Annotated in this window: 24 protein-coding genes; 15 read left to right on the top strand and 9 right to left on the bottom strand. The window is 57.4% G+C overall.

Annotation, left to right across the window (positions count from 1 at the left end):
* Positions 1-42: 42 nt before the first annotated feature.
* Positions 43-1,407, top strand: a complete 1,365-nt coding sequence (locus WA411_RS13720) for a glutamine synthetase family protein (RefSeq protein WP_291909535.1) — start codon at positions 43-45, stop codon at positions 1,405-1,407.
* A gap of 67 nt (positions 1,408-1,474) precedes the next feature.
* Here the strand turns inward: WA411_RS13720 and WA411_RS13715 are convergent, their stop codons facing one another.
* Complete coding sequence (locus WA411_RS13715; RefSeq protein WP_291909532.1) at positions 1,475-2,992, bottom strand: aldehyde dehydrogenase; 1,518 nt, start codon at positions 2,990-2,992, stop codon at positions 1,475-1,477.
* Positions 2,993-3,173: 181 nt separating this feature from the next.
* On the opposite strand from WA411_RS13715, the gene WA411_RS13710 reads away from it, so the two are divergent.
* The 3 genes from WA411_RS13710 to WA411_RS13700 all read left to right on the top strand — a co-directional run bounded on the left by WA411_RS13710 (position 3,174) and on the right by WA411_RS13700 (position 6,574).
* On the top strand, positions 3,174-4,457 hold the full coding sequence (locus WA411_RS13710) for an NAD(P)/FAD-dependent oxidoreductase (protein WP_291909530.1): 1,284 nt from the start codon (positions 3,174-3,176) through the stop codon (positions 4,455-4,457).
* A gap of 345 nt (positions 4,458-4,802) precedes the next feature.
* Positions 4,803-6,248: a fibronectin type III domain-containing protein gene (locus WA411_RS13705; RefSeq protein WP_291909528.1), complete on the top strand. Its 1,446-nt coding sequence runs from the start codon at positions 4,803-4,805 to the stop codon at positions 6,246-6,248.
* An 89-nt stretch (positions 6,249-6,337) separates the two neighbouring features.
* Positions 6,338-6,574, top strand: a complete 237-nt coding sequence (locus WA411_RS13700) for a hypothetical protein (RefSeq protein WP_136629370.1) — start codon at positions 6,338-6,340, stop codon at positions 6,572-6,574.
* A gap of 68 nt (positions 6,575-6,642) precedes the next feature.
* On the opposite strand, the gene WA411_RS13695 is transcribed toward WA411_RS13700, so the two are convergent.
* The 4 genes from WA411_RS13695 to WA411_RS13680 form a co-directional block, all read right to left on the bottom strand.
* Positions 6,643-7,071 (bottom strand): DUF7282 domain-containing protein, encoded by a 429-nt coding sequence (locus tag WA411_RS13695; protein ID WP_291909523.1) that lies wholly within the window; start codon positions 7,069-7,071, stop codon positions 6,643-6,645.
* Between the two features lie 118 nt (positions 7,072-7,189).
* On the bottom strand, positions 7,190-7,921 hold the full coding sequence (locus WA411_RS13690; protein ID WP_291909520.1) for an anti-sigma factor: 732 nt from the start codon (positions 7,919-7,921) through the stop codon (positions 7,190-7,192).
* The gene (locus WA411_RS13685) at positions 7,918-8,514 is read right to left on the bottom strand and encodes a sigma-70 family RNA polymerase sigma factor (protein ID WP_291909517.1); all 597 of its coding nucleotides are present in this window, start codon (positions 8,512-8,514) and stop codon (positions 7,918-7,920) included. Before WA411_RS13685 ends, WA411_RS13690 begins: the two co-directional genes overlap by 4 nt.
* A gap of 107 nt (positions 8,515-8,621) precedes the next feature.
* Positions 8,622-9,632: an AraC family transcriptional regulator gene (locus WA411_RS13680; protein WP_291909514.1), complete on the bottom strand. Its 1,011-nt coding sequence runs from the start codon at positions 9,630-9,632 to the stop codon at positions 8,622-8,624.
* 88 nt (positions 9,633-9,720) lie between these two features.
* Here WA411_RS13680 and WA411_RS13675 point away from each other — a divergent pair, with 88 nt between their 5' ends.
* Both WA411_RS13675 and WA411_RS13670 read left to right on the top strand, forming a co-directional pair.
* A complete protein-coding gene (locus WA411_RS13675) occupies positions 9,721-11,334 on the top strand; it encodes an FAD-dependent oxidoreductase (protein WP_291909512.1) in 1,614 nt (537 codons plus the stop codon).
* A 58-nt stretch (positions 11,335-11,392) separates the two neighbouring features.
* Entirely contained in the window at positions 11,393-13,051 is a 1,659-nt protein-coding gene (locus WA411_RS13670) for an acetolactate synthase large subunit (RefSeq protein ID WP_291909510.1), read from the top strand.
* A 15-nt stretch (positions 13,052-13,066) separates the two neighbouring features.
* Here the strand turns inward: WA411_RS13670 and WA411_RS13665 are convergent, their stop codons facing one another.
* The 3 genes from WA411_RS13665 to WA411_RS13655 form a co-directional block, all read right to left on the bottom strand.
* A complete protein-coding gene (locus WA411_RS13665; RefSeq protein ID WP_286810339.1) occupies positions 13,067-13,792 on the bottom strand; it encodes an SGNH/GDSL hydrolase family protein in 726 nt (241 codons plus the stop codon).
* Positions 13,793-13,818: 26 nt separating this feature from the next.
* Positions 13,819-14,151: a DMT family transporter gene (locus WA411_RS13660; RefSeq protein ID WP_291909504.1), complete on the bottom strand. Its 333-nt coding sequence runs from the start codon at positions 14,149-14,151 to the stop codon at positions 13,819-13,821.
* A 97-nt stretch (positions 14,152-14,248) separates the two neighbouring features.
* Positions 14,249-15,274: a DUF2235 domain-containing protein gene (locus tag WA411_RS13655; RefSeq protein WP_291909502.1), complete on the bottom strand. Its 1,026-nt coding sequence runs from the start codon at positions 15,272-15,274 to the stop codon at positions 14,249-14,251.
* Between the two features lie 457 nt (positions 15,275-15,731).
* Between WA411_RS13655 and WA411_RS13650 the strand changes: the two genes are divergently transcribed.
* From WA411_RS13650 to WA411_RS13610, 9 genes are all read left to right on the top strand, one after another.
* A complete protein-coding gene (locus WA411_RS13650) occupies positions 15,732-16,091 on the top strand; it encodes a hypothetical protein (protein WP_291909500.1) in 360 nt (119 codons plus the stop codon).
* A 117-nt stretch (positions 16,092-16,208) separates the two neighbouring features.
* Positions 16,209-16,529, top strand: coding sequence for a hypothetical protein (locus WA411_RS13645; RefSeq protein ID WP_291909497.1), 321 nt, complete (start codon positions 16,209-16,211; stop codon positions 16,527-16,529).
* Entirely contained in the window at positions 16,427-16,891 is a 465-nt protein-coding gene (locus tag WA411_RS13640; RefSeq protein ID WP_336064763.1) for a DUF2314 domain-containing protein, read from the top strand. Before WA411_RS13645 ends, WA411_RS13640 begins: the two co-directional genes overlap by 103 nt.
* 144 nt (positions 16,892-17,035) lie before the next feature.
* Positions 17,036-17,278 carry a type II toxin-antitoxin system Phd/YefM family antitoxin gene (locus WA411_RS13635; RefSeq protein ID WP_291909495.1) on the top strand — a complete coding sequence of 81 codons (243 nt, stop codon included), beginning with the start codon at positions 17,036-17,038 and terminating at the stop codon, positions 17,276-17,278.
* On the top strand, positions 17,275-17,538 hold the full coding sequence (locus tag WA411_RS13630; protein WP_072822502.1) for a Txe/YoeB family addiction module toxin: 264 nt from the start codon (positions 17,275-17,277) through the stop codon (positions 17,536-17,538). The genes WA411_RS13635 and WA411_RS13630 overlap by 4 nt, the downstream gene beginning before the upstream one ends.
* 95 nt (positions 17,539-17,633) lie before the next feature.
* Complete coding sequence (locus WA411_RS13625; RefSeq protein ID WP_291909487.1) at positions 17,634-18,044, top strand: hypothetical protein; 411 nt, start codon at positions 17,634-17,636, stop codon at positions 18,042-18,044.
* Positions 18,045-18,176: 132 nt separating this feature from the next.
* On the top strand, positions 18,177-18,569 hold the full coding sequence (locus WA411_RS13620; protein WP_291909484.1) for a hypothetical protein: 393 nt from the start codon (positions 18,177-18,179) through the stop codon (positions 18,567-18,569).
* A 114-nt stretch (positions 18,570-18,683) separates the two neighbouring features.
* Positions 18,684-19,322: a hypothetical protein gene (locus tag WA411_RS13615; protein WP_044630829.1), complete on the top strand. Its 639-nt coding sequence runs from the start codon at positions 18,684-18,686 to the stop codon at positions 19,320-19,322.
* A 78-nt stretch (positions 19,323-19,400) separates the two neighbouring features.
* Entirely contained in the window at positions 19,401-19,922 is a 522-nt protein-coding gene (locus WA411_RS13610; protein ID WP_291909481.1) for a hypothetical protein, read from the top strand.
* A 100-nt stretch (positions 19,923-20,022) separates the two neighbouring features.
* On the opposite strand, the gene WA411_RS13605 is transcribed toward WA411_RS13610, so the two are convergent.
* The gene (locus WA411_RS13605) at positions 20,023-20,415 is read right to left on the bottom strand and encodes a helix-turn-helix domain-containing protein (protein ID WP_291909478.1); all 393 of its coding nucleotides are present in this window, start codon (positions 20,413-20,415) and stop codon (positions 20,023-20,025) included.
* Positions 20,416-20,479 lie beyond the last annotated feature (64 nt).

Below are 20,479 nucleotides of genomic sequence, written 5' to 3'. Positions count from 1 at the left end.
TCCTCGGCACCAGGCCTGTTTGCGTTGTGGAAGGCGTTCCCTATGGCTTCTGGTTCTACGAGTGCCGACTCGTTCCTTCTGGCACACCCTGAACTGCAGTTCGTTGATCTGCTGATCCCGGATATCAATGGCATTGTTCGCGGCAAGCGGGTGGATCCGTCTGCGCTGGCGAAAGTATTTGAGCGTGGCGTTGCCATGCCGGCTTCCATCTTTGCCCTGAACATTCAGGGCACCACGGTGGAGGAAACCGGTCTGGGGCTCGACATCGGCGAGGCAGACCGCGTCTGCCTGCCCATCGAGAACACCCTCACCATGGAACCCTGGCAGAAGCGGCCCACCGCGCAACTGCTGCTGACCATGTATGAGCTGGACCGTGAGACACCGTTTTTCGCCGACCCGCGGGTGGTATTGCAGAACATTATTAAGCGGTTTGAGGAACTGGGGCTGACCCCGGTGGCTGCCTTTGAGCTGGAGTTTTACCTGATCGACCAGGAGAACCTCTCCGGTCGCCCGCAGCCGCCGAAATCGCCGCTTTCGGGTAAACGCCCGGCGGGCACCCAGGCCTACTCCATTGATGATCTGGACGAGTACGCGGAATTCCTGGCGGACGTGCTGGATGCCGCCCACGAGCAGGAGCTGCCGGCGGATGCGCTGGTGGCCGAATCGGCGCCCGGCCAGTTCGAAGTCAACCTGCATTACGTGGATGACGCAGTGCAAGCCTGCGACCACGCCACCCTGCTCAAGCGCCTGATCAAGAACATGGCCTACGACCATGAAATGGACACCACCTTCATGGCCAAGCCGTATCACAACCAGGCCGGCAGTGGCATGCACCTGCACGTGAGCCTGGTGGATAGTGAGGGCCGCAACGTATTCGCCGGCGACGCCGAGCAGCCAAACGACATGCTGCGCTGGGCCGTGGGCGGGTTGGTGGCGACCATGAACGATGCCATGGCGTTGTTCTGCCCGAACATCAATTCCTACCGTCGGTTCAGCCCGGAGTACTATGTGCCCAGTGCGGCTACCTGGGGCGTGGACAACCGTACCGCGTCACTGCGTTTGCCGGGCGGTGACCCTGAAGCTCTGCGAATTGAACACCGTGTGGCCGGCGCCGATGCCAATCCGTACTTGCTGATGGCCGCGGTGCTGGCGGGCATCCATTACGGCATCTCCAACCGGATCGAGCCGCCACCGGTTACGGTGGGTAATGCCCACGAGCAGCACGAGGCCTCATTGGTGAATAACCTGCGGGACGCCTTGCGGGAGCTGGGCCAATCCAAAGTGATGGCCGACTATCTGGGCAGCCAGTTCCTGGATGTATTCGTTGCCTGCAAGGAGCATGAGCTGAATGAGTTCGAGATGACCATCTCGGATCTTGAGTATCTCTGGTACCTGCACACGGTCTAGCGGCTTGTGAATCATAAAAAAACGGCGCCTTGAAGGCGCCGTTTTTCGTTTGCCGGACTGCGCCGAACTATTCCAGCACCAGCCAGGTGGCCTTCAGTTCCGTGTACTTGTCGAAGGCGTGGACCGACTTGTCGCGGCCGTTGCCGGACTGCTTGAAGCCACCGAAAGGCGCTGTCATGTCGCCGCCGTCATAGTGGTTGATCCACACGCTGCCGGCCCGCAGGGCCTTGGCCACCCTGTGGGCGGTATTGATATTAGAGGTCCAAACCGCAGCGGCCAGGCCGTAGATGGTATCGTTGGCAATCGCGACAGCTTCGTCTGGGGTGTCGAATCCGATCACAGAGAGCACCGGCCCGAAGATTTCCTCCGAGGCGATGCGCATCTGGTTGTTCACCCCGTTAAACACCGTGGGCTGAACGAACAGTCCGCCGGTTTCTTCCATGATCCGCTGGCCACCTTCCACCAGGCGTGCGCCCTCAGACTGGCCGATGCCAATGTAGTCGATAATACGATCCAGCTGTCCCTGGTCGACGATTGCGCCACAAGTGGTGGCCGGGTCCAGCGGGTGGCCGGGGCGCCAGGTTTTCAGGGCCTCGCGAATCAGCCCGACAAACTCGCCACGAATGCTGTTTTCCACCAGAAGGCGACTGCCGGCGGTGCACACCTCGCCCTGGTTGAAGGCAATGGCACTGGCTGCCTCGGCAGCGGCCTTTTTCAGGTCTGGCGCATCAGCGAAGACAATGTTGGGGCTCTTGCCACCGGCTTCCAGCCACACCCGTTTCATGTTGGATTGGCCGGCGTAAACCATCAGCTGCTTGGCCACATTCGTAGAGCCGGTAAACACCAGGCAATCCACGTCCATGTGCAGGGCCAAAGCCTTACCCACGGTGTGGCCATAGCCTGGAAGCACATTAAAAACGCCCGCGGGAACGCCTGCTTCTTCGGCAAGGGCGGCCAGGCGGATGGCGCTCAGGGGCGATTTCTCGGAGGGTTTGAGTATTACCGAATTGCCTGTGGCCAGGGCCGGCGCGATTTTCCAGGCCGCCATGATCATCGGAAAGTTCCAGGGCACGATGGCCGCCACCACACCCATGGGCTCCCGGGAAATCATGCCGATCTGGTTGTGGGGGGTAGGCGCAAGTTCACCGTACACCTTGTCGATGGCCTCGGCGGTCCAGCGGATTGCCCGGGCGGTGGCCGGTACGTCCACGGTCCTGGCGTGGCTGATGGGCTTGCCCATGTCCAGGGTTTCCAGCAGGGCAAGCTCGTCGCCGTGGGCTTCGATAAGATCAGCAAACCGCAGCAGAACCGCCTTGCGTTTGGCAGGGGCCAGTTGCCTCCAGATGCCCGCCTCGAAGGCGTTCCTGGCGGCTACAACGGCCTGGTCCGCATCGCGCTGGTCACAGCTGGCAACGACAGACAATTCCCGACTGTCAATCGGACTGATTGAAGCAAACGTTCCACCATCAACGGCCCACTGATAGGCGCCGTTCAGGTAAGCGCGGCCCTCGATTGTGAGGTTGTCTGCCAGTGCTTGCCATTCGGACTGGCTGGTAGGAGTAGAAGAGCTGACGGATTGATTCATGGGCGCCTCGCAGGCTTTAGAGTTGAGCAATCATAGCAGCACTTTCATGCCCGGGCGCCGCCCTCGATATAGGTATAAGAACGTGTCTTTCCGAACGCCCGGCGCTGGCATAGACTTTCTGCGGCGCGCAGCATCGCCGCCGGCTTCTGAACGTCTCTTTAACTCTCTCTGGCGTCACATCATGATCGAGTATCCCCCGGTTCTCTCGTATTACGCAGCTTCAGCCAACCCGGCCCCTGTGCGCCCGGCTCTGCGCGGGTCCTGCGAGGCGGATGTGTGTGTCGTAGGTGCCGGTTATACCGGCCTGTCCACGGCACTGTTCCTGGCAGAGGCCGGGTTCAGGGTGGTGGTTCTGGAGGCCGCAACCGTTGGCTGGGGTGCGTCGGGTCGCAATGGCGGGCAGATAGTCAACAGCTTCAGCCGCGACCTGGACAGCATCGAGCGCCAGACCTCTAAAGAGCACCTGGGTTTGCTGGCTGAAATGGCCTTCGAGGGCAGTCAGATTATCCGCCAGAGGGTGAAGAGCTACGGCATACACTGCGACCTGAAAGAGGGCGGTATCTTTGCCGCGCTCAACTCAAAGCAGCTTAAGCATCTGGAATCCCAGCAGGCGCTGTGGCGCCGGTACGGGTATGACCAGCTGGAATTGCTGGATCGCAACGCTATCCGTTCCCGGGTTGGTACAGAACGGTATGTCGGCGGCGCTATTGATCATACCGGCGGGCACATTCATCCCCTAAACCTGGCTCTTGGCGAAGCCGCGGCCCTCGAGTCGCGTGGCGGCGTGATTCACGAGCACTCAACGGTAATGAGCATCGTCCCCGGTAAAACCGTAACCGTAAAAACCGACATTGGAGAAGTGAAGGCCCAGGCTGTCGTACTGGCGGGCAACGCCTATCTTGGTGGCCTGGTGCCGGAACTCGGGGCCAAATCCATGCCATGCGGCTCGCAGATCATTGCCACCGAGCCGTTGGATGAAGCCGTTGCCAGAGAATTGCTTCCTAAGGACAACTGCGTTGAGGACTGCAACTATCTGCTGGACTATTTCCGGCTGTCTGGCGACAAGCGTCTGATCTATGGCGGGGGCGTGGTCTACGGCGCCCGCGATCCGGCTAATATCGAGCGGCTGATCCGCCCCAATATGCTGAAGACCTTCCCGCAACTGGCGAAAGTGAAGATTGATTACGCCTGGACCGGGAATTTTCTCCTCACCCTGTCGCGCCTGCCCCAGCTCGGCCGGTTGCACGAGAACGTGTTCTATTCCCAGGGCTGCTCTGGCCATGGGGTCACTTTCACACATGTGGCTGGGAAGGCATTGGCACTGGCAATCCAGGACCAGGCGGAAAGGTTTGATGCCTTCGCCAGCCTGCCGCATTACCCGTTCCCGGGTGGCCGTGCCTTCCGGGTGCCTTTGACGGCAATGGGCGCCTGGTATTACGCGTTGCGCGACAGGTTGGGCGTTTGATTCTCCGGAAAACTGTGAAATCGCTCTCGTTCTGTCAACGTTTAAATTTGTAATCGGGGAGTCCGCCGATCCTTATAAGCTCAAAGCCTGAAAAAGAGCGTCGCACACAAAATCACGATTAAACAACACCTTATGTATCCTGATTCGGGCGCCAGGCTGTAACCTTCCATCACAACGTGTATCCCTCCGTAACCGCCAAATTCCTGACGGACTTGCCCCGGTAAATCCGGAACTGCGCCGCATATAACCGAAAAGTGCCGCTGTAAGATTCGCTCAAATTCGTCAATTAATTGGTGTGAAACGATGTCATATTGCGGCAAAAAACTAACGAAGCAAGGACTGCTGATGTTACCTGCGGCGGTCTTGCTATCGGGCTGCGGTCTGGACATTTCCAGTGAAGACGACAATGCCTCGACACAGGCTTCGGTCGCGGCCGAGCCAACGGTCCAGATTGCTGGCGCAGCGATGAAAGGTGTCATCCAGCAGGGGCTGGTTGTTGCCAACCGTCTGATTGCGGACAAAGATGGCTATTACGCCCCCCAGCGCCAGGCAGCAAAACCGGTGTTGACGGCAGACGACGGCAGTTACGAGTGGCAGCTTCGCGGTAAGGCCGAAGGCTGGGCCCTGGTTGAACTGACGGCTGATGGCGGCACCCGTATGATCTGCGATGTGGTGCCCCAGTGTGATCAGGCGGGTAGTGCGCCGGTGGCATTTGGTCAGCCCATGCCGCTGGATAGCAGTTTCAGCCTCCTTGGTGCCGGCGATCTGCGCATGGAAACCGTCAACCTTACTCCGCTGACCCACTTGGCCGTGAAATTGGCCGAGCGCAGCGGCGACGGCCTTTCACCGGTTGCCATTTCCAATGCCTATTCCACGGTCGAAAACTGGTTCGGGCTCCCGGCCGGCGCTCTTCGCCTGACCCCGCCGGATCTGACCAGCCTGGATGAAATGACTGACGTATCCGCTGACGCCATTCAGGTGGCGATTGCCAACGCGGCTTTTCTGGCTCTGGTTAACGACAACACCCAGTGGGATTCGATCTCTGATGTGCTGGCGGATGTTACCTCACAGGTCAGTGCCAGCGGCCAGATCAGCGTGATGGGTGACGGCACCAATGTGGCGCTGGCGGATCTAGTCAGTGCCGCTGCCCTGCAGTCATCTGAGCTTCAGAATATGGTGGATTCGAGCGTCATCAGCCAGAAGCTGGTGGTTGTCGAGTACCGCAACGTGCAGCGTTTTAAAACCATTGCCGATGTAAACGAAGAGACTGACACCGGTGTTGCCGACTCGGGCGAGACCACCACTGACACCTCAACGGATACCAGTACGGATACCTCTACCGATACCTCGACTGGTTCAACAGACGAGCAGGTTGCCGGTACAACCGAGCCCGATACGTCAGGCGATGTCACCTCAGGCGGTGATACAACCACTGATACCACGACTGACGAAACCGTCGCAGATACCGGGACAGACACTGAAACCAGTGGGCCAGTCACCGAACCCACGCCCGAGGAAACCGTCCCGGTAAATACAGCACTGCTGAGCTGGACCGCGCCGCTGACCCGGGAGAATGGCGAGAGCCTGGCCATGGGCGAAATCGCAGGCTTCGAGGTGGTTTACGGCACCAGCGCTGAAAACCTGGACCAGAGCCTGGCCATTGGTGATGCCTCTGTGGATGAGTTGCTGGTAAACGAGCTGACTGAGGGCACCTGGTACTTCGCTATCCGCACCCTGGATACCGATGGCAACCGCAGCCGGCTGTCTGAGGTGGTCTTCAAACAGATCTGATAAGGCACGAAAAGGCAGCGCTGTCCTCTGTGGGCTTCGCTGCCGGCCTGCTACCATATACTGGAACGAGGCCCCATTCCGAGTACATGATGGAATTTTCAGACGATCATCAAGCCCTCCTTGAAGTCATCCCCGATGTGCGCGATGGCCTGACGCGTACCGAGCGAATCATTCTTTACGTTCTGCAGGAAACACAGCGCGAGCTGGAAGGCCGCAACGTGCCGACTGCCATGCTGTATGGCCGGGTGCTCGAATACGTGGATATGAGCGAGGCGGAGCTTCATCTGTATCTGGACAGGTTGGGCGTGAAGGGAGATGGCAGGTAGGTTTGTTTGCGGTTCGTGTTGCCGGCCGCTTTCGCCAGTCAGCCTAGCAGCCGGCAATTCCGCAGCGATTATTTCGCGGTAATGGTCGACATCACCAGCTTTCCGTCCCGCTTGATCGGGCCGTCTTCCTTGGCACCCAGGGTGTACTCGAAAATTCCGGTTTTCATGCCACCGTCTTCGCTGTGAACCATCAGCATCAGCATGTCACCGGATTGCACCTCTTCGGTCAGGATAGCCGCGACATCCATGTTCATGCCTTTGCGCAATGGTGCATGGGCAACGACAGGGCCGGGCTTCATGGATTCGTCGGTGCGGTGAACCACCAGCCAGCCATTCTGTTCGGCAACCACTTTCCTGGCGGATACTACACCGTTGGCAACGGACTGATCATTGGTCCAGACTCCCGCTTTGTGCTCAGCGGCCAGTGCCGAGCCGGTTGCGAATGCGCCGGAAACCAGGGCTGCCAGAAGTGTGGATGTTTTTGCGTGCTTGGTCATTGCGTTCTCCTTAGTCTCAGTATTTCCCGCCCGTTGGGTTGTTGTTGGGCGGGTTAACTGCAGCTACGGGAGCGGATGCGCAAAGTTTCAGGCACCGGTGATTTTTTTGTGATGCTGACTAAGGATTGTTCCCATCGGTGGGGTAGAGGTAGCCATGAATCGCCGGCCCGGTGGGTTGACCTGTCGGTGAGCCGCCCTCGGGCTCGACACTGATGCCAAACGTGGCTTCCTTGAGAAGGGCCGGTTCGTAACCGCTCAATGCTCCCTCATCAAGCCTGAAATCGTTGCCCAGAACGCCCACTGAACGCGGGTTTGGTCCCAGCTCGTCCGCCTTGATCCACAACTGATAGGATTTTCCGGGCCTTGGCTCGGCGGTCACCGGCCGGATATTGAGCCGTTGCGCCTCCAGGTCCACTGTAAGCAGGAAGGCCGGCTGTTCATCATTATGCTGGAACACCGCCACGAACGACTGAGTTTGTGGCGTGGGTTGTGGCTGGAATAACAGAATGGACACCAACACCAGGGCCGCCGCCGAAGCAATCGCCGTACTCCAGCGCCAGCGGTTCAGCTGGCTGCGCAAAGCAACCACTTTGAGGGTTTCGGAAGGCTGCCGGGGTGTCGATTCGATGCGGTCCAGCGCCTTCTCGATTTTTGCAAACAGCGCAGGCGAGGGCTGAACGGGCTCGGCTTCATCTGCCAGCCTGCCCAGTCGCTCTTCCCACTGCAGGATTAGAGTTTCTACCTTGGGATCCTCGCGGCGTCGGGTTTCAACATACTCCCGCTCCGGGGCCGGCAAGGTGCCCAGAACGTACTCTGCAACCAGCATGTCCAGGTCGTCGCGTTCCGTCATGATTCCAGGCACCTTTTGATCTGTTTCAGGGCGCGGTGCAGCCAGGTCTTTATGGTATTTACTGGCTGCTCGAACTGGCTTGCCAGTTCTTCCCGGGACCAGCCGTTGAGGTAGGCCAGGCGTACCATGTCCTGTCGGTCTTTCTCCAGTTGGTCGATGCAGTGATTCAGTTTATTTGCCGCCCGCTGGTCTTCCAACTGTTCCTGGGCCGTTGACTGTCTTCCCGGCATCTCGTCCAGCTCATCGCTGTTCGTGGTGCGACCGGCAGGGTGTTTGCGCAGCTCATCAATTGCGCTGTTACGGGCGATCGAAACCAGCCAGGTGATGGGCGAGGATTTGCCGTCCTGAAACTGTTCGGCCCTTTGCCAGATCTTGAGGTAAGTGTCCTGGATAACATCGTCTGCCCATGCCCTGTCTCTGAGGATACGCAACACGGTGCCCAGAAGTTTCGGGGCCGTTGCCTTGTAGAGGAGGGCGAAAGCCTGGCGGTCTTTCTGAGCCACATGGTGAATCAGCTCAGCGACGCGCTCGGGCGAATGCGAACTCTGTGCGTCGATGGCATTGCCTGGGAGCTGATGGGAGTCGGGCTTCATGAGGCCTCGGGCTGTGGTGTCTGTTCAGCAGGGTACTTGCTGGTTCGCTGCTGCTCAACAGGAATTTGCCCTTGGGCGGCAACCCATCCTGAGAGGTAAAGCTCTCGTTAGCCCAGATGCTTCTGCTTGCGCCACCGCACTGGCGGCATGCCTGTCCAGCGCCGGAACGCGCGGTAAAACGTGCTTACCTCGGCAAAGCCCAGCGCCTCGGCGATTTCGGGTAGGGAAGAGCTGGAATCGGCCACCGCCTGCAGAGCCTTTTCGCGGCGAACGTCGTCAACAAGCCCATCGAAGGTCTGGCCTTGTTTTCGAAGCCGCCGGGCCAGGCTGCGTTCGCTGATGCCCAAGGCTTCCGCGGCGTCTGCACGGCGGGGCAGCACCGGCCCAATGCGTGTGGTTAGCCACCTTCGTATCTCCGGCGCCGACGCACTGTTGATGGAGAGGGCGGCGAGGCGAGCGGTTGTGTAGCGCTCGTGCACTTGCGCAAGCTGAGGGTCGGCCTGGGGTAGGGGCTGGTCCAGAACGCTGTTATCGATCAGTACCCCGCTGAACGCCTGCTCGAACTCCACCGGGCAATTGAATACGGTCTGGTACCCGGCCAAGGGCCCTAGCCGGGGTTGGCTGAATTGCACCCGGGCCGGTTGCATCCGGATTCCCGTAACCCAGCTCCCGAAGCCCACCACCGACGCCAGCACCGCCTCGATCTGATGGGGACTGAATGCCAGCCGGCCCTGCCGTGGATGGTAAACCAGCCAGGTCGCGGAGTTGCCGGCGACAACCTGAAAGCGTCCGCCATCGGAGATCAGCCGCTGGAAACGCTGAACCATCACAATGGCCTCCCGAAGAGTGGCGGCGGACTGCAGCGCGAACCCGACACCACTGATGCTCATCGGCGAGAACTCCGCGCCCACTTTCAGGCCGAAGCCCGGGTCGCCAGTGCACCGTTCGGCGGCGTGCCAGAGCCGGGTAATGTCGTCGATCGGCCAGCGTTCCAGTTCGCAGGCGGAGTGCGGAATACCTGCGGCGGCCAACAGCTGGTCCGCCGAAACAGATAGCCTCTCGGCAGCACCGATCACCGTGTTTATCCAGCCAATGGAAACCGTGGCCTCTAAAGTCAATTTTTCTGGCCTCTGAAGTCAATTTTAAAGCCATGGTACCGGTATATCTTTAAACCTGACAACTCATTGCAATCGGGTCGGATGCGATATGGCCAAGGTAATTACCTCGGATATTCTGGTGGTCGGCGGCGGGCTGGCAGGCATTGTCGCGGCTCTTGAAGGCTTGCGTGCTGGTAAGTCCGTAACCCTGGCGGACCGTGACACGGAAGAACGGATGGGCGGCCTGGCGCTGTGGGCCTTTGGCGGCATGATGCTGGTGGGCACGCCGCTGCAGAAACGCATGAAGATTGCCGACACACCGGAAATCGCCCTGGAAGACTGGCTCAGTTTTGGCGAGTTGGCACCCGAGGATGATTTGCCCCTGCAATGGGCCAAATATTACGTGGAACACTCACGCTCCGAGGTCTACGACTGGCTCAGCAACGAAGGCATCAAGTTCCTGCCCGCCGTGAACTGGGTTGAGCGCGGCCGTTTCGGCGATGGCAACCGTATGCCCCGCTACCATGTGGTCTGGGGCACCGCCAGAGAACTGGTGCGTTGCCTGATGACGGCGCTACACCGGGAGAACACCAGCGGCAAGCTCACACTGCTGCACCAGCACCGCATTACCGAATTGGATCACGAGGCAGGAAACGTCAGCGGCGCTCTGGCCATTAACGAAGCCACCGGTGAAGAAGTCCGCTTCGCGGCTTCGGCGGTGGTGCTGGCCACCGGCGGCATCAACGGTAGCCACAAGGAGTGCCGCGCCAACTGGCCGGTGGATCGCCCGCAACCCACCCGCATGCTGAACGGTGCCCATCCCTATGCCGATGGCCGCATGCATCACTGGGTGGCCGATGCCCTCGGGGGGCAGATTACCCACGCCGGCGAAATGTGGAATTACGCCGCCGGCTTCCCGCATCCGTACCCCCATTTCCCCGGCCACGGCCTGTCCACTATACCCTGCAAATCCGCGCTGTGGCTGAACCACCGGGGGGAGCGGATTGGCCCGGAGCCCCTGGTAACCGGCTTTGACACCCACTGGCTATGCCAGAGGGTGGCGGAACAGGAAAAGCCCTGGACCTGGCACCTGCTGAACTGGCGCATTGCCGCCAAGGAATTTGCCATCTCCGGCGCCGAGCACAACGCCCGCATCCGGGATAAACAGTTCCCACTGTTCGTGAAAGAACTGTTGCTGGGCAATCACGCCCTGATACGACAAATGCAGCACGAAAGCCGGGATTTCCTGGTGGCGGACAGCCTGACGGAACTGGCCGGCAAGATGAACGCGCTCACCTGTTCCAACGACATCAACCCGGCCACACTCAAGGCCACCGCCGATGCCTTTGATGCCAACTTCGCCGCAGGCACCAGCCTTCACGACGATCCCCAGATCCGCATGATCCAGCACGCCCGGGAATGGAAGCCGGACCGCCTGCGCACCTGCAAGCCGGCCCCGCTGCAGAAACCGGGCGCCGGCCCCTTCATCGCTATTCGCATGCAACTGATCACCCGCAAAAGCCTGGGTGGCCTGCAGACCGATTTGCATAGTCGCGTTCTCAATGCCCATGGCCACCCTGTTGCCGGCCTTTATTGCGTGGGCGAGGCGGCCGGCTTCGGTGGCGGTGGTGCCAATGGTAAGCGATCTCTGGAAGGCACCTTCCTGCCTGGTTGCATCATGACCGCCCGCGCAGCGGTGCGCTCTATTGTGGCCGGAGGCTGAACCCCGTGGGCAAATCATTCAACCGAAACCCTGAACCCGGAAAGCTTGGAGAACAACAATGACAAACGGCGCTCAAGCCCTGATGAAAACCCTGGTGGACGCCGGTGTTGAGGTTTGCTTCAGCAACCCCGGCACCAGTGAAATGCACTTTGTGGCGGCCCTGGACGACGAGCCCAAAATGCGGGCGGTGCTTGCCCTGTTCGAGGGTGTCGCCACCGGCGCCGCCGACGGCTACGCGCGCATGGCCGACAAGCCTGCCGCCACCCTGTTGCACCTGGGCTGCGGGCTGGGCAACGGCCTGGCCAACCTGCACAACGCCCGCAAGGGCAAGGTACCGGTGCTGAACATTGTGGGCGACCACGCCACCTACCACGTGAAATACGATGCCCAGCTACAGTCTGATATCGAGACCGTTGCCCGCAACGTGTCCCCGGGGTTTGTACGCACCGCCAAGAGCACGGAAACCCTGTGCCAGGATGCCGCCGAAGCCATTGCCGCTGCCCAGACCGCGCCCGGGCAAGTCGCCACACTGATACTTCCTGCGGATGTGTCCTGGGGAGAGGGCGGTGTGCCCAGTGCACCCATGGCGCCGCCGACACCGGAGCCGGCAGACGACGCCACGGTGGAAGCTATTGCCAAGGCCATCCGTTCGGGCAAGAAGACTGCTTTGTTGATGGGCGGTCATTCCCTGCGTGAACCCAGCATGCTGTCGGCCGCCAAACTGGCTGCGCACAGCGGCGTTACCCTACTGGCGGAAACCTTCCCCACCCGCATGGAGCGGGGTGCCGGCCTGCCCTATATCGAACGGATCGCCTACCTGGCCGAACTGGCCACGGTGCAGCTTACCGACATCGAACAACTGATCCTCGTGGATTCAAAAGCGCCGGTGTCCTTCTTCGCCTACCCCGGCAAGAAGAGCTACCTGGTGCCGGACACCTGTGAGGTTCATACCCTGGTGGCCCCCGATCAGGACATCCTGGCCAGCCTGAACAAGCTCAACGAGGCCGTTGGCGCCAGCCAGGCCGAGCCGAAGCTGCAGCCGGCGAAACGCCCAGGCCGGCCACGGGGCAAGCTCACTGCCGAGAAAGTCTGTAAAGCGGTGGGTGAGCTGATGCCCGAGAACGCGATCATTGTGGACGAGGGCATTACCTCCAGCCTGATGCTCTCGGTGATGACCGCCGGAGCGCCCCGCCACGACATGCTTACCCTCACCGGTGGTGCCATCGGCCAGGGCCTGCCCAATGCCGTGGGTGCCGCCGTGGCCTGTCCGGATCGCCCGGTGATCGCCCTGATTGGCGACGGCACCGCCATGTACACCATCCAGGCCCTGTGGACCATGGCCCGGGAACAACTGAATGTAACGTCCATCATCTTCAACAACGCTTCCTACTCAGTGCTAAATATCGAGCTGGAGCGTGTAGGTGCGGAAGAAGCCGGCGACAAAGCCAAATCCCAGTTGGACCTGCGGGGCCCGGTGATCAACTTTGCGGAAATGGCCAACGGAATGGGTGTTCACGGTGTGCGAGTACACACCGCCGAGGAAATGGCAAAAGCCCTTGAATACGCCCAGAGAATGCCAGGGCCTCACCTTATCGAAGCCGTGATCCCGGAATCCCTGAGCGGGGTAAAGCGCCGGATACTGCCCTGGATGCTGCGCTCATTGCCCAGCCTGCCGCTGTCGGTTTCCAAGGCATTGAAGCGCAAGCTCGCCCCCTGACAAGGGAAGAACCGTTCAGCCCAGTCGCTTGGCCGGGCTCACTCTCTCTGCCAGCGCCTCGGCAATGTACCGGTAGCCCCTCTGGCCGGGGTGATAGCCATCAGCGGCCAGAAGCGCCGGGTCGGTCACCACTGGATAGTCCAGGTAGGTGAAGTCTTCCGGAAATTGTTGCGCCAGTTGGATGTAGAGGTTATCCAGCTGCCGGGCCCGCCATCCCATCACATACCGAAGCGGCGAGGGTAGCGCGGTGAACAGGTGCATGGGTGGCACGCTAAGGAGCAGAATGGGCCCTGAATATCGCGTCGCAAGCAATCGACGCAATGCCCGCAGCTGCTGGCGGAAACGAAAGCGGGGCGTGAACCCCGTGGTGTCGTTTACGCCCATACTCAGCAGCACCACATCCGCCTCTGGCAGTTCGGCGGTTTCCAGCTCACTCAGCAATGCACCCAGGCGAATACCGTTTACCCCGAAGGTGCGCCAGGCAATGGTCTGGCTGGTGCGCTCATGGATCTGCCTCGCCAACTGGCTGGCCAGGCCCTGATCGTGCGTCTCCACGCCAACCCCGGCCGCTGTGGATTCGCCAATCACCAGGATTCGCCTCGCCGGAGCGCCTTCACCGTATTGACCGGAAGGAGAGCCACCGGCTTCCGGCAACCTGGGCGTTGTGCGGCGGGCCTTCTTGCCCTGGTAGAGCAGTACCGGAAAGAGCAGGGCGGTGGTCAGCCAGAATGGGAGGTGCATCGGAAGGCTCCTGTTTTACCGGCAGGTTAGTGAGCGACTGAATTGGAAAACAGATTTATCACCGCAACACCGGTGATGATCAACGCCATACCAATCACAGTGGCGGCATTCAGAGCCTGCCCGTAAATCAGCCAGCCGATAAGTGCCACCAGCACAACCCCCATCCCCGCCCAGATGGCATAGGCCACGCCTACGGGAATTTCCTTCAGGGTCAGCGACAGGAAGTAAAAGGCAATCGTATAGCCGGCAATCACCAGCAGGCTGGGCCAGAGTTTGGTAAAGCCTTCACTGGCTTTCAGGCCGGTGGTGGCAATCACTTCCGCAACGATGGCAACGCCCAGAAAAATCCAGCTCTTCACAACTGACACACTCCTGTTGGTTAAAACCGCCCTGCGATTACACGGGTACTCTTTGGGCGGTGGAGTCTATCAAAAACCAGGCTGAACGCGCGCGGGCTTAGCCCGGCCAGAGCGGTGGCCATTGGCCGTGGGTCTTCTCGAATTGCTCGATCGGCTCGCTGCGGTAACCACTGGCGTAGCGTTCTTTCACGCTCGGATGAACCCAGGTGCGATTGGTGTCTGGCTGCGGTATCTTGCGCACCAACTTTCCCAGCAGCTTGTACTTGCCCTTGTATTCGTTGTGCTGGGCGGCGTTGGGGTGGGTTATGGTGGGCAGGGAATCGTTGAACACCAGGGACTGCTTTTGCGCTTCCGCCTTCAGCCACAGCAGGGGAATATCGGCCAGGGTGCGACCCTGCTTGTCTGGGCCATAACCGCCGCCGACGTCCGAGTGCACGCCAGCAAACCACACCTGCTCCATATCCGTTCCATCGCGCGGGTCCCAGAGCGTGGGCTCGAAATCCTCCCGCTGCTCGTCCAGCGAGAGCGCGTGGCGGGCGACGCGAATGTTGCTACCGATCTTGCGATCGTAGAACAGGTCCTGATCCTTGATCAGACCGAAGAACGTGAAGGGCAGGCCCAGTGCGCCCACGGTATCCCACACCCCGACAAACCGGATCGGCGTGCGCTGCTCCAGCGAATACTTCGCCTTCCAGGCCATGGAGTGGTCGCCATTGGCTTTGTGCTTCTTGGTTTTGTAGAGCTTGAAGGCCTCCTCGATCCGGCTGCCATGTTCCTTTCGCACAATGCTGCAGTTATTGATCATCCCGCACAGGCTGCGGGCCGTGTAGGCACCGCGACTGAACCCGAACAGGAAAATTTCGTCGCCCGGCTCGTAGTTGTGCACCAGAAACCGATAGCCGTCCATGACGTTCTTCTCCAGCCCGTACCCGGTGGCACCGGCCCGAAGTGAATCGTGGTAGGAGCCAATGCCCCAGTCGTAAAACACCACCTGCTCCACCCCGTTACCGTCGGTAGGCCGGATGGCGCGGGCAAATTGCAGAACGTTGGTGGGATAGTCCTCGCCCAGGATTTCCTCCGGGCGATTCCAGGTGCCATCAAGGCAGACAGCGATGCGTTTCATGGGAGTGACCTCCTGTCGTTATTGTTCCCCGTCGCTCCGCCAGTAAACCAGGGAGCAACTTTGCCCACGCTCTGGCGAATCGAAACGGCCGGTACATCCTGTTTGGTGGGTATAGATGAGTATCTCAGGTATGTGGCTGGGAGGGTAGTGCCACGACCCAGAGTGCCGGAGTTATACGAACGCGTTCGCAAAACTCCGGAAACCGCATGAGAAATGTCGGTAACTATCTGATAGGGTTAAAAAGTTGGAAAAGGATGGGCGGAATTATACGCCCACGGTAGGAGCAGGAGTGGCTCAAACAAGGGCGTATAACTCCGGCGGTAGCCGTGGTAAGTGGTGCTCAAGAGCTTGTTTTTATTCAGCAAACTCATGTTTTTGTGATGGTTTTTAAATGGGGTTTTACGAACGGGTGATATACGAACGCGTTCGTATAATTAGCTGTTATGTTTCGTGAGATATGTACGAGCTACCTGAAGAGTCGCACTGGCAAGACCTAATCGGGCAAGAGGTTAACCAACTTTCCGTTGGCCCTTATGATGCCCAAGTTGCCTTTGAGAAAGGGGTTGTGATCCAAGCCCTTCATAGGTTAGAGGGCGAGGTTTCTGGTGTCCGTGGTCTGTGGTTTGACGGCGACTGGGTAACTACGGAAGGGATTATCCATGTTCCAAGGAAAAAAGTCGTATCAATCAGCAATGAATCACCGCTGATTCTGAAGGTGGCTCTAACAGGTGATGTTTCGCTCTTCTTCCATACAGAGGTTTCGCAATACGAGAGCATCAACGTTTCTCACCCAGATGGTTCCTTGGAGGTGATATGAACATTCGGGCATCAAAACATAACCAGTGCAGGCACGGCGACGCCCACTACATTGCGCCTTCGGCTCCATTTCGTGGGCGCGCATGCTGCAAGCGTTATGCGGAAGAAGGAGGGAAAGGTGCCGGAGGATTCAAATAATTTGATTCCGTATTTCATACCTGCGTTATCTGCAATTCTTTTTAATGCGGAAGATAAAAAGGGTTCACCTCTGGATTATGAAGAGGTCATCTCTATTCGCGATGGTGCGTCCTGCATGATGATGGAAGTAGATGATGCGAAGAAGATGGACGAAAGTCGCGGATACGTGGATCTTGACCCCGAGAATGTTTGGTATGAATGGCAAATGCTTCGACGAGATCTCGGGCGAAAGCCGGACATAGATCCAGGCCCATCCTTTCCCAAATGGATAGTCAAAGTGCCGAGTATCAAAATGCGATAAGTCAGGCTCATGAGACGCTTTCGAAGTTTAGGGCCATGTTGCCGGAAGATGGGTCGCCAATGTTTGAGGCCATGGTTAAGCTGAAGCTCAGGGATGGCGACAATTCTGCCTTCATGTGGTTGGCAAACACTCGCCTTGATGGAAACGGCTTTATAGCTGAGATATTTGAGGTCCCAGAGTTTTTTCCTCATGTCGAGGTGGGACAACAGTTCTCTGTCGGTGCTACCGATCTCGTGGATTGGATGGTGAATGAAGGTGGCGTTCTGCACGGCGGATTCTCACTCAGATTGCATCGGTCTAAATTATCTGAGACTGAACAAAAGCAGTTTGATCAGCATGTTGGTGTCACAAAGTACGCATAACCAGGGGCTGCAGCGGACCGCTTTTCCGGCGCGGTGCGCCTCCAAATCGGCCGCTGAGCCCGGGCGTTATGCAATGCGTTCGTCTTGACGTACGTACCCAAAAGCGTACACTTGATTAAAAGTTAAACACGCAAGAGGTGCGTCATGACCGGAATCACAGCAACTGAGGCGCGCAGCAACCTTTATCGGTTGATTGATGAAACTGCCGAGTCCCACCAACCAATCGTCATCATGGGTAAGCGGAACAAGGCTGTTCTGGTATCCGAAGAAGACTGGTCTGCTATTCAGGAAACACTTTATCTGCTCTCCGTACCCGGTATGCGGGAGTCTATTCGGGAAGGGATGGATACCCCCGTGGATGAATGCGATGAGGAGCTGAACTGGTGACATGGAAGTTGGTTTACACCAAGCAAGCTCAGAAAGATGCAAAAAAGTTGGCCTCCAGCGGCCTCAAACCAAAAGCTCAGGAACTGTTAGCGCTGATAGCGGAAGATCCATACCGCAAGCCGCCCCCGTTTGAGAAGCTCATTGGTGATCTCGCGGGGGCCTATTCACGCCGCATCAATATTCAGCATCGTCTGGTCTACCAAGTGCTCGAGGACGAGCGAGTGGTGAAGGTCCTCAGGCTCTGGAGCCACTACGAATAATGCATAACCAGCCGCTGTTGCCGGACAATTTTTCCACCGCTTCGCGGCTCCAAAATTGCCGCAAAGCTCCGCGTTATATTTTTCGAGGGTAGTGCATGAGCGAAAGTGTAGTTGCCGCATTGGTCGGAGCCATCGTAGGTGGGGTGATCGCATATTTTTCTGCGCTTTTCATGTATCGCCGCTCTGCCCTCAGCCAAGCTGCAGCTAAATTCCGCTCCCAATTTGTTGACGAAATCCTGCTGCTTGAGAAAGGCTCTCTTGATGTCCCGCGAGTGCTCACCGATGAGGCTTACACGAAACACCTGAAAGCGAAGATTGAATTTGAGCCCTACTTGGGTGCCGGAGAGCGAAAATCATTCTCCGAAGCATGGAACCGGTATTTTGAGTACCGGGGATTTTTCATTGGCCAGAATGTAGCTCCCGGCAGTGTAGATATCAGGAAAAACGAAATCCCAAAAGCGCTGGGAGTAATTCAGGACCTTTTGTTCCATGCCCAGCACAAGTAAATATAACAATTCGCAGCAGTACGCGGCCGATGGCCGCCGGACGCCCTTTCCGTGGCTCCTTCGTAGCCACTCCAAGGTCGCCGCTGTGCTTCGGCGTTAGGCACAAATTGAATTCAGAAATGGCGCATCAGGATGAAGCGAGTTGCACAAATATCGTATGCGGTGGCCGGTGCCTGCTTTGCAGTCACTCTTGCCATGGCAACAACACCGGAGTGGTGGGATGAGCACTCTGGTATCGCGCTCATGCTGGGACTCAGCATGCCATTATGTATTGTGGGAGCTTGGCTTTCGGAGTTTCGGATAGAACCGCGAAAGATATTTGGTATTCGTCTCATTTCGCATTCTCCGGAAGCAATGGCGATTGCGGCGATGGAAGGTGTAGGTTTGGGGATGGTCACGATCACACTATTCCTGTTTAGCCTGTCCTTGAGTTTGGCATTGGGCTTCATTATTGGTGCCGGCATTTTGAGCATTTTTACCGGCATTACCGAGGTACCTGTCCAAGACTCGGAATCGCCGGAGTAGTCTATGCCTAACCATTCATTCAAGTTCGTTCCCGGCCTGGCGGCCGTCCACCGGACGCCCTAGTCGGGCGCTGCTTAATATTGGCGTTAAGGCGAGTCATGGAACTGATCGATTGTGCTTGAAATTCTGAAGACAAAATTACAAGCGATTGATAGCGAGTCTGAGTCTACGGCCCGCACGGAGATAGATGCTTATTATCAGTCTGCTAAATATGATGGAAATCGGTTTGTTGTTCCTTCATTTCAAAAGGTCAGCGCTGTTTGGTTAAAGCTGATCGCGGATAAGGAAAAATTGTCAAAGGATGAGCTTGCGAAGGTTCTGAGCCACCAGAATTCTGAAATTAGTTCCAAGGAAATAGCTGAGCTTAATGGTCTGATCTCAGAGCTCTTTGATGATTCGAGATATCTTGATCGGCTCAGCGGTTTTTCGGAGGGCATCGGTAGAAAGGCTGCGTCCTACGGAATTCAGTTCGATCCAAGTGTGTATCGGTTTGATTTACATGAGAGTGCTTATCGAGTGGGGGTCAAAAACTCACTACGGAAAGCCCGTCGTGTACTTACCGCTGAAGTCTCTTTGCATAGCCTGCCGAGTACTCCTGAGTCGGTAAAAAGGATAAAGGTATGGCTTTCATTCATGCGGGCCAGGCCATGGCAGTTCTTAATTTTCGCATTCGCTTTGCTGGGTTTTGCCTTACTGTCCAGTATAGGGCTGCCAGATATCTTAGGATGGCTCAGCGAATCGCCAAAGCCTTAACAATCGGCTGCACGGCGACCGATTTTCCGCCGCTTCGCGGCTCCAAACCGGCGTGTGAGCCGGGCGTTAGGTGATTGAATGGGATTCTTCAGCATCTTCAAGAAGAAAAGGCCAAAGGCCGATCAAGAGTTTGATGATTACGCAAAAAACGCCATGGCTGACTTCCATCAAAATGATTTTCTGGGAAAAGCGGCGGAAGCGGGTCATAAAGCTAAAGCTGCCGTCAAAGCTAAGCAGTACGATGAGGCTTGGGGCTTCTATCATGATCAGAAATCTTTCTACATGCAGCACGCCAACCGATCAGGCTTTACTGCTAGGCAAGCAGTCGCGCTTGATGCCAGTGTTCATGAAGACATGGCCAACATTCTCAGGCTAGAAAATAAGCACGAGGATGCTCTTGTTCATATCGTGTATTGGATTTTGGCTGGTTCTGATCGGCCATTAAAGCGCCACCAGCAAAAGCTACAAAGCTATTTCAATAGGTGCAAGTTTAAAAATACCACGCCATCTGAGGCAGCAAAAACCATTGATGCACAGACCAAAATGCCAGAGTTTAACCTCGCAAAATCGATAGTGACTGACTGGGTATCTCGTGGTTAATCACCTAACAAAGCCAGGCACGGCGACGTCTACTCCATTGCGGCTTCGCCTCCATTCCGTAGCCGCGCATGCTGGCTGGCGTTAGGCTAAAAGCTTAACTTTAATTATTGCGTCTTTGTTGTTGATAGTTCGAAGGTGTCATTTTTATTTTCTGCTTAAAGAGACGACGAAATACGCTATCGTCCGTATAACCCAGGGAAAGGGCGATTTCCTTTACGGACGTATTGGTGGTTGCTAACAATGTGCAAGCATGGCTTATTCTAACCCCGTCAATAAAGGCTTTAGGAGTTTCTCCGGTTAACTCTTTTAACTTACGATTTAGCGTACGTTCAGAAACAGCCATTTTTTTTGCCAAATCACCAGCGCTCATGGTTTGGTAGTGTGCTTTACGAATGGTATATTCCGCTTTTGCCAGGAATGGGTTGTTTAAAGCCTGATACCCCTCCGGCACATACAGGTTTTGAGATTTTGGTATCGCATTGTCAATGGCCATTTATTTTGACCCACCTTTGGCCAATAAAATTGACCCACCTTTCATAGTCTAGCTTGTAACTTTC

Origin of the sequence: Marinobacter sp. CH_CUG1437-1 (assembly GCF_037029655.1) — a bacterium.
GTDB classification, from domain to species: domain Bacteria; phylum Pseudomonadota; class Gammaproteobacteria; order Pseudomonadales; family Oleiphilaceae; genus Marinobacter; species Marinobacter salsuginis.
This window is presented reverse-complemented; position numbering and strand designations above follow the sequence as displayed.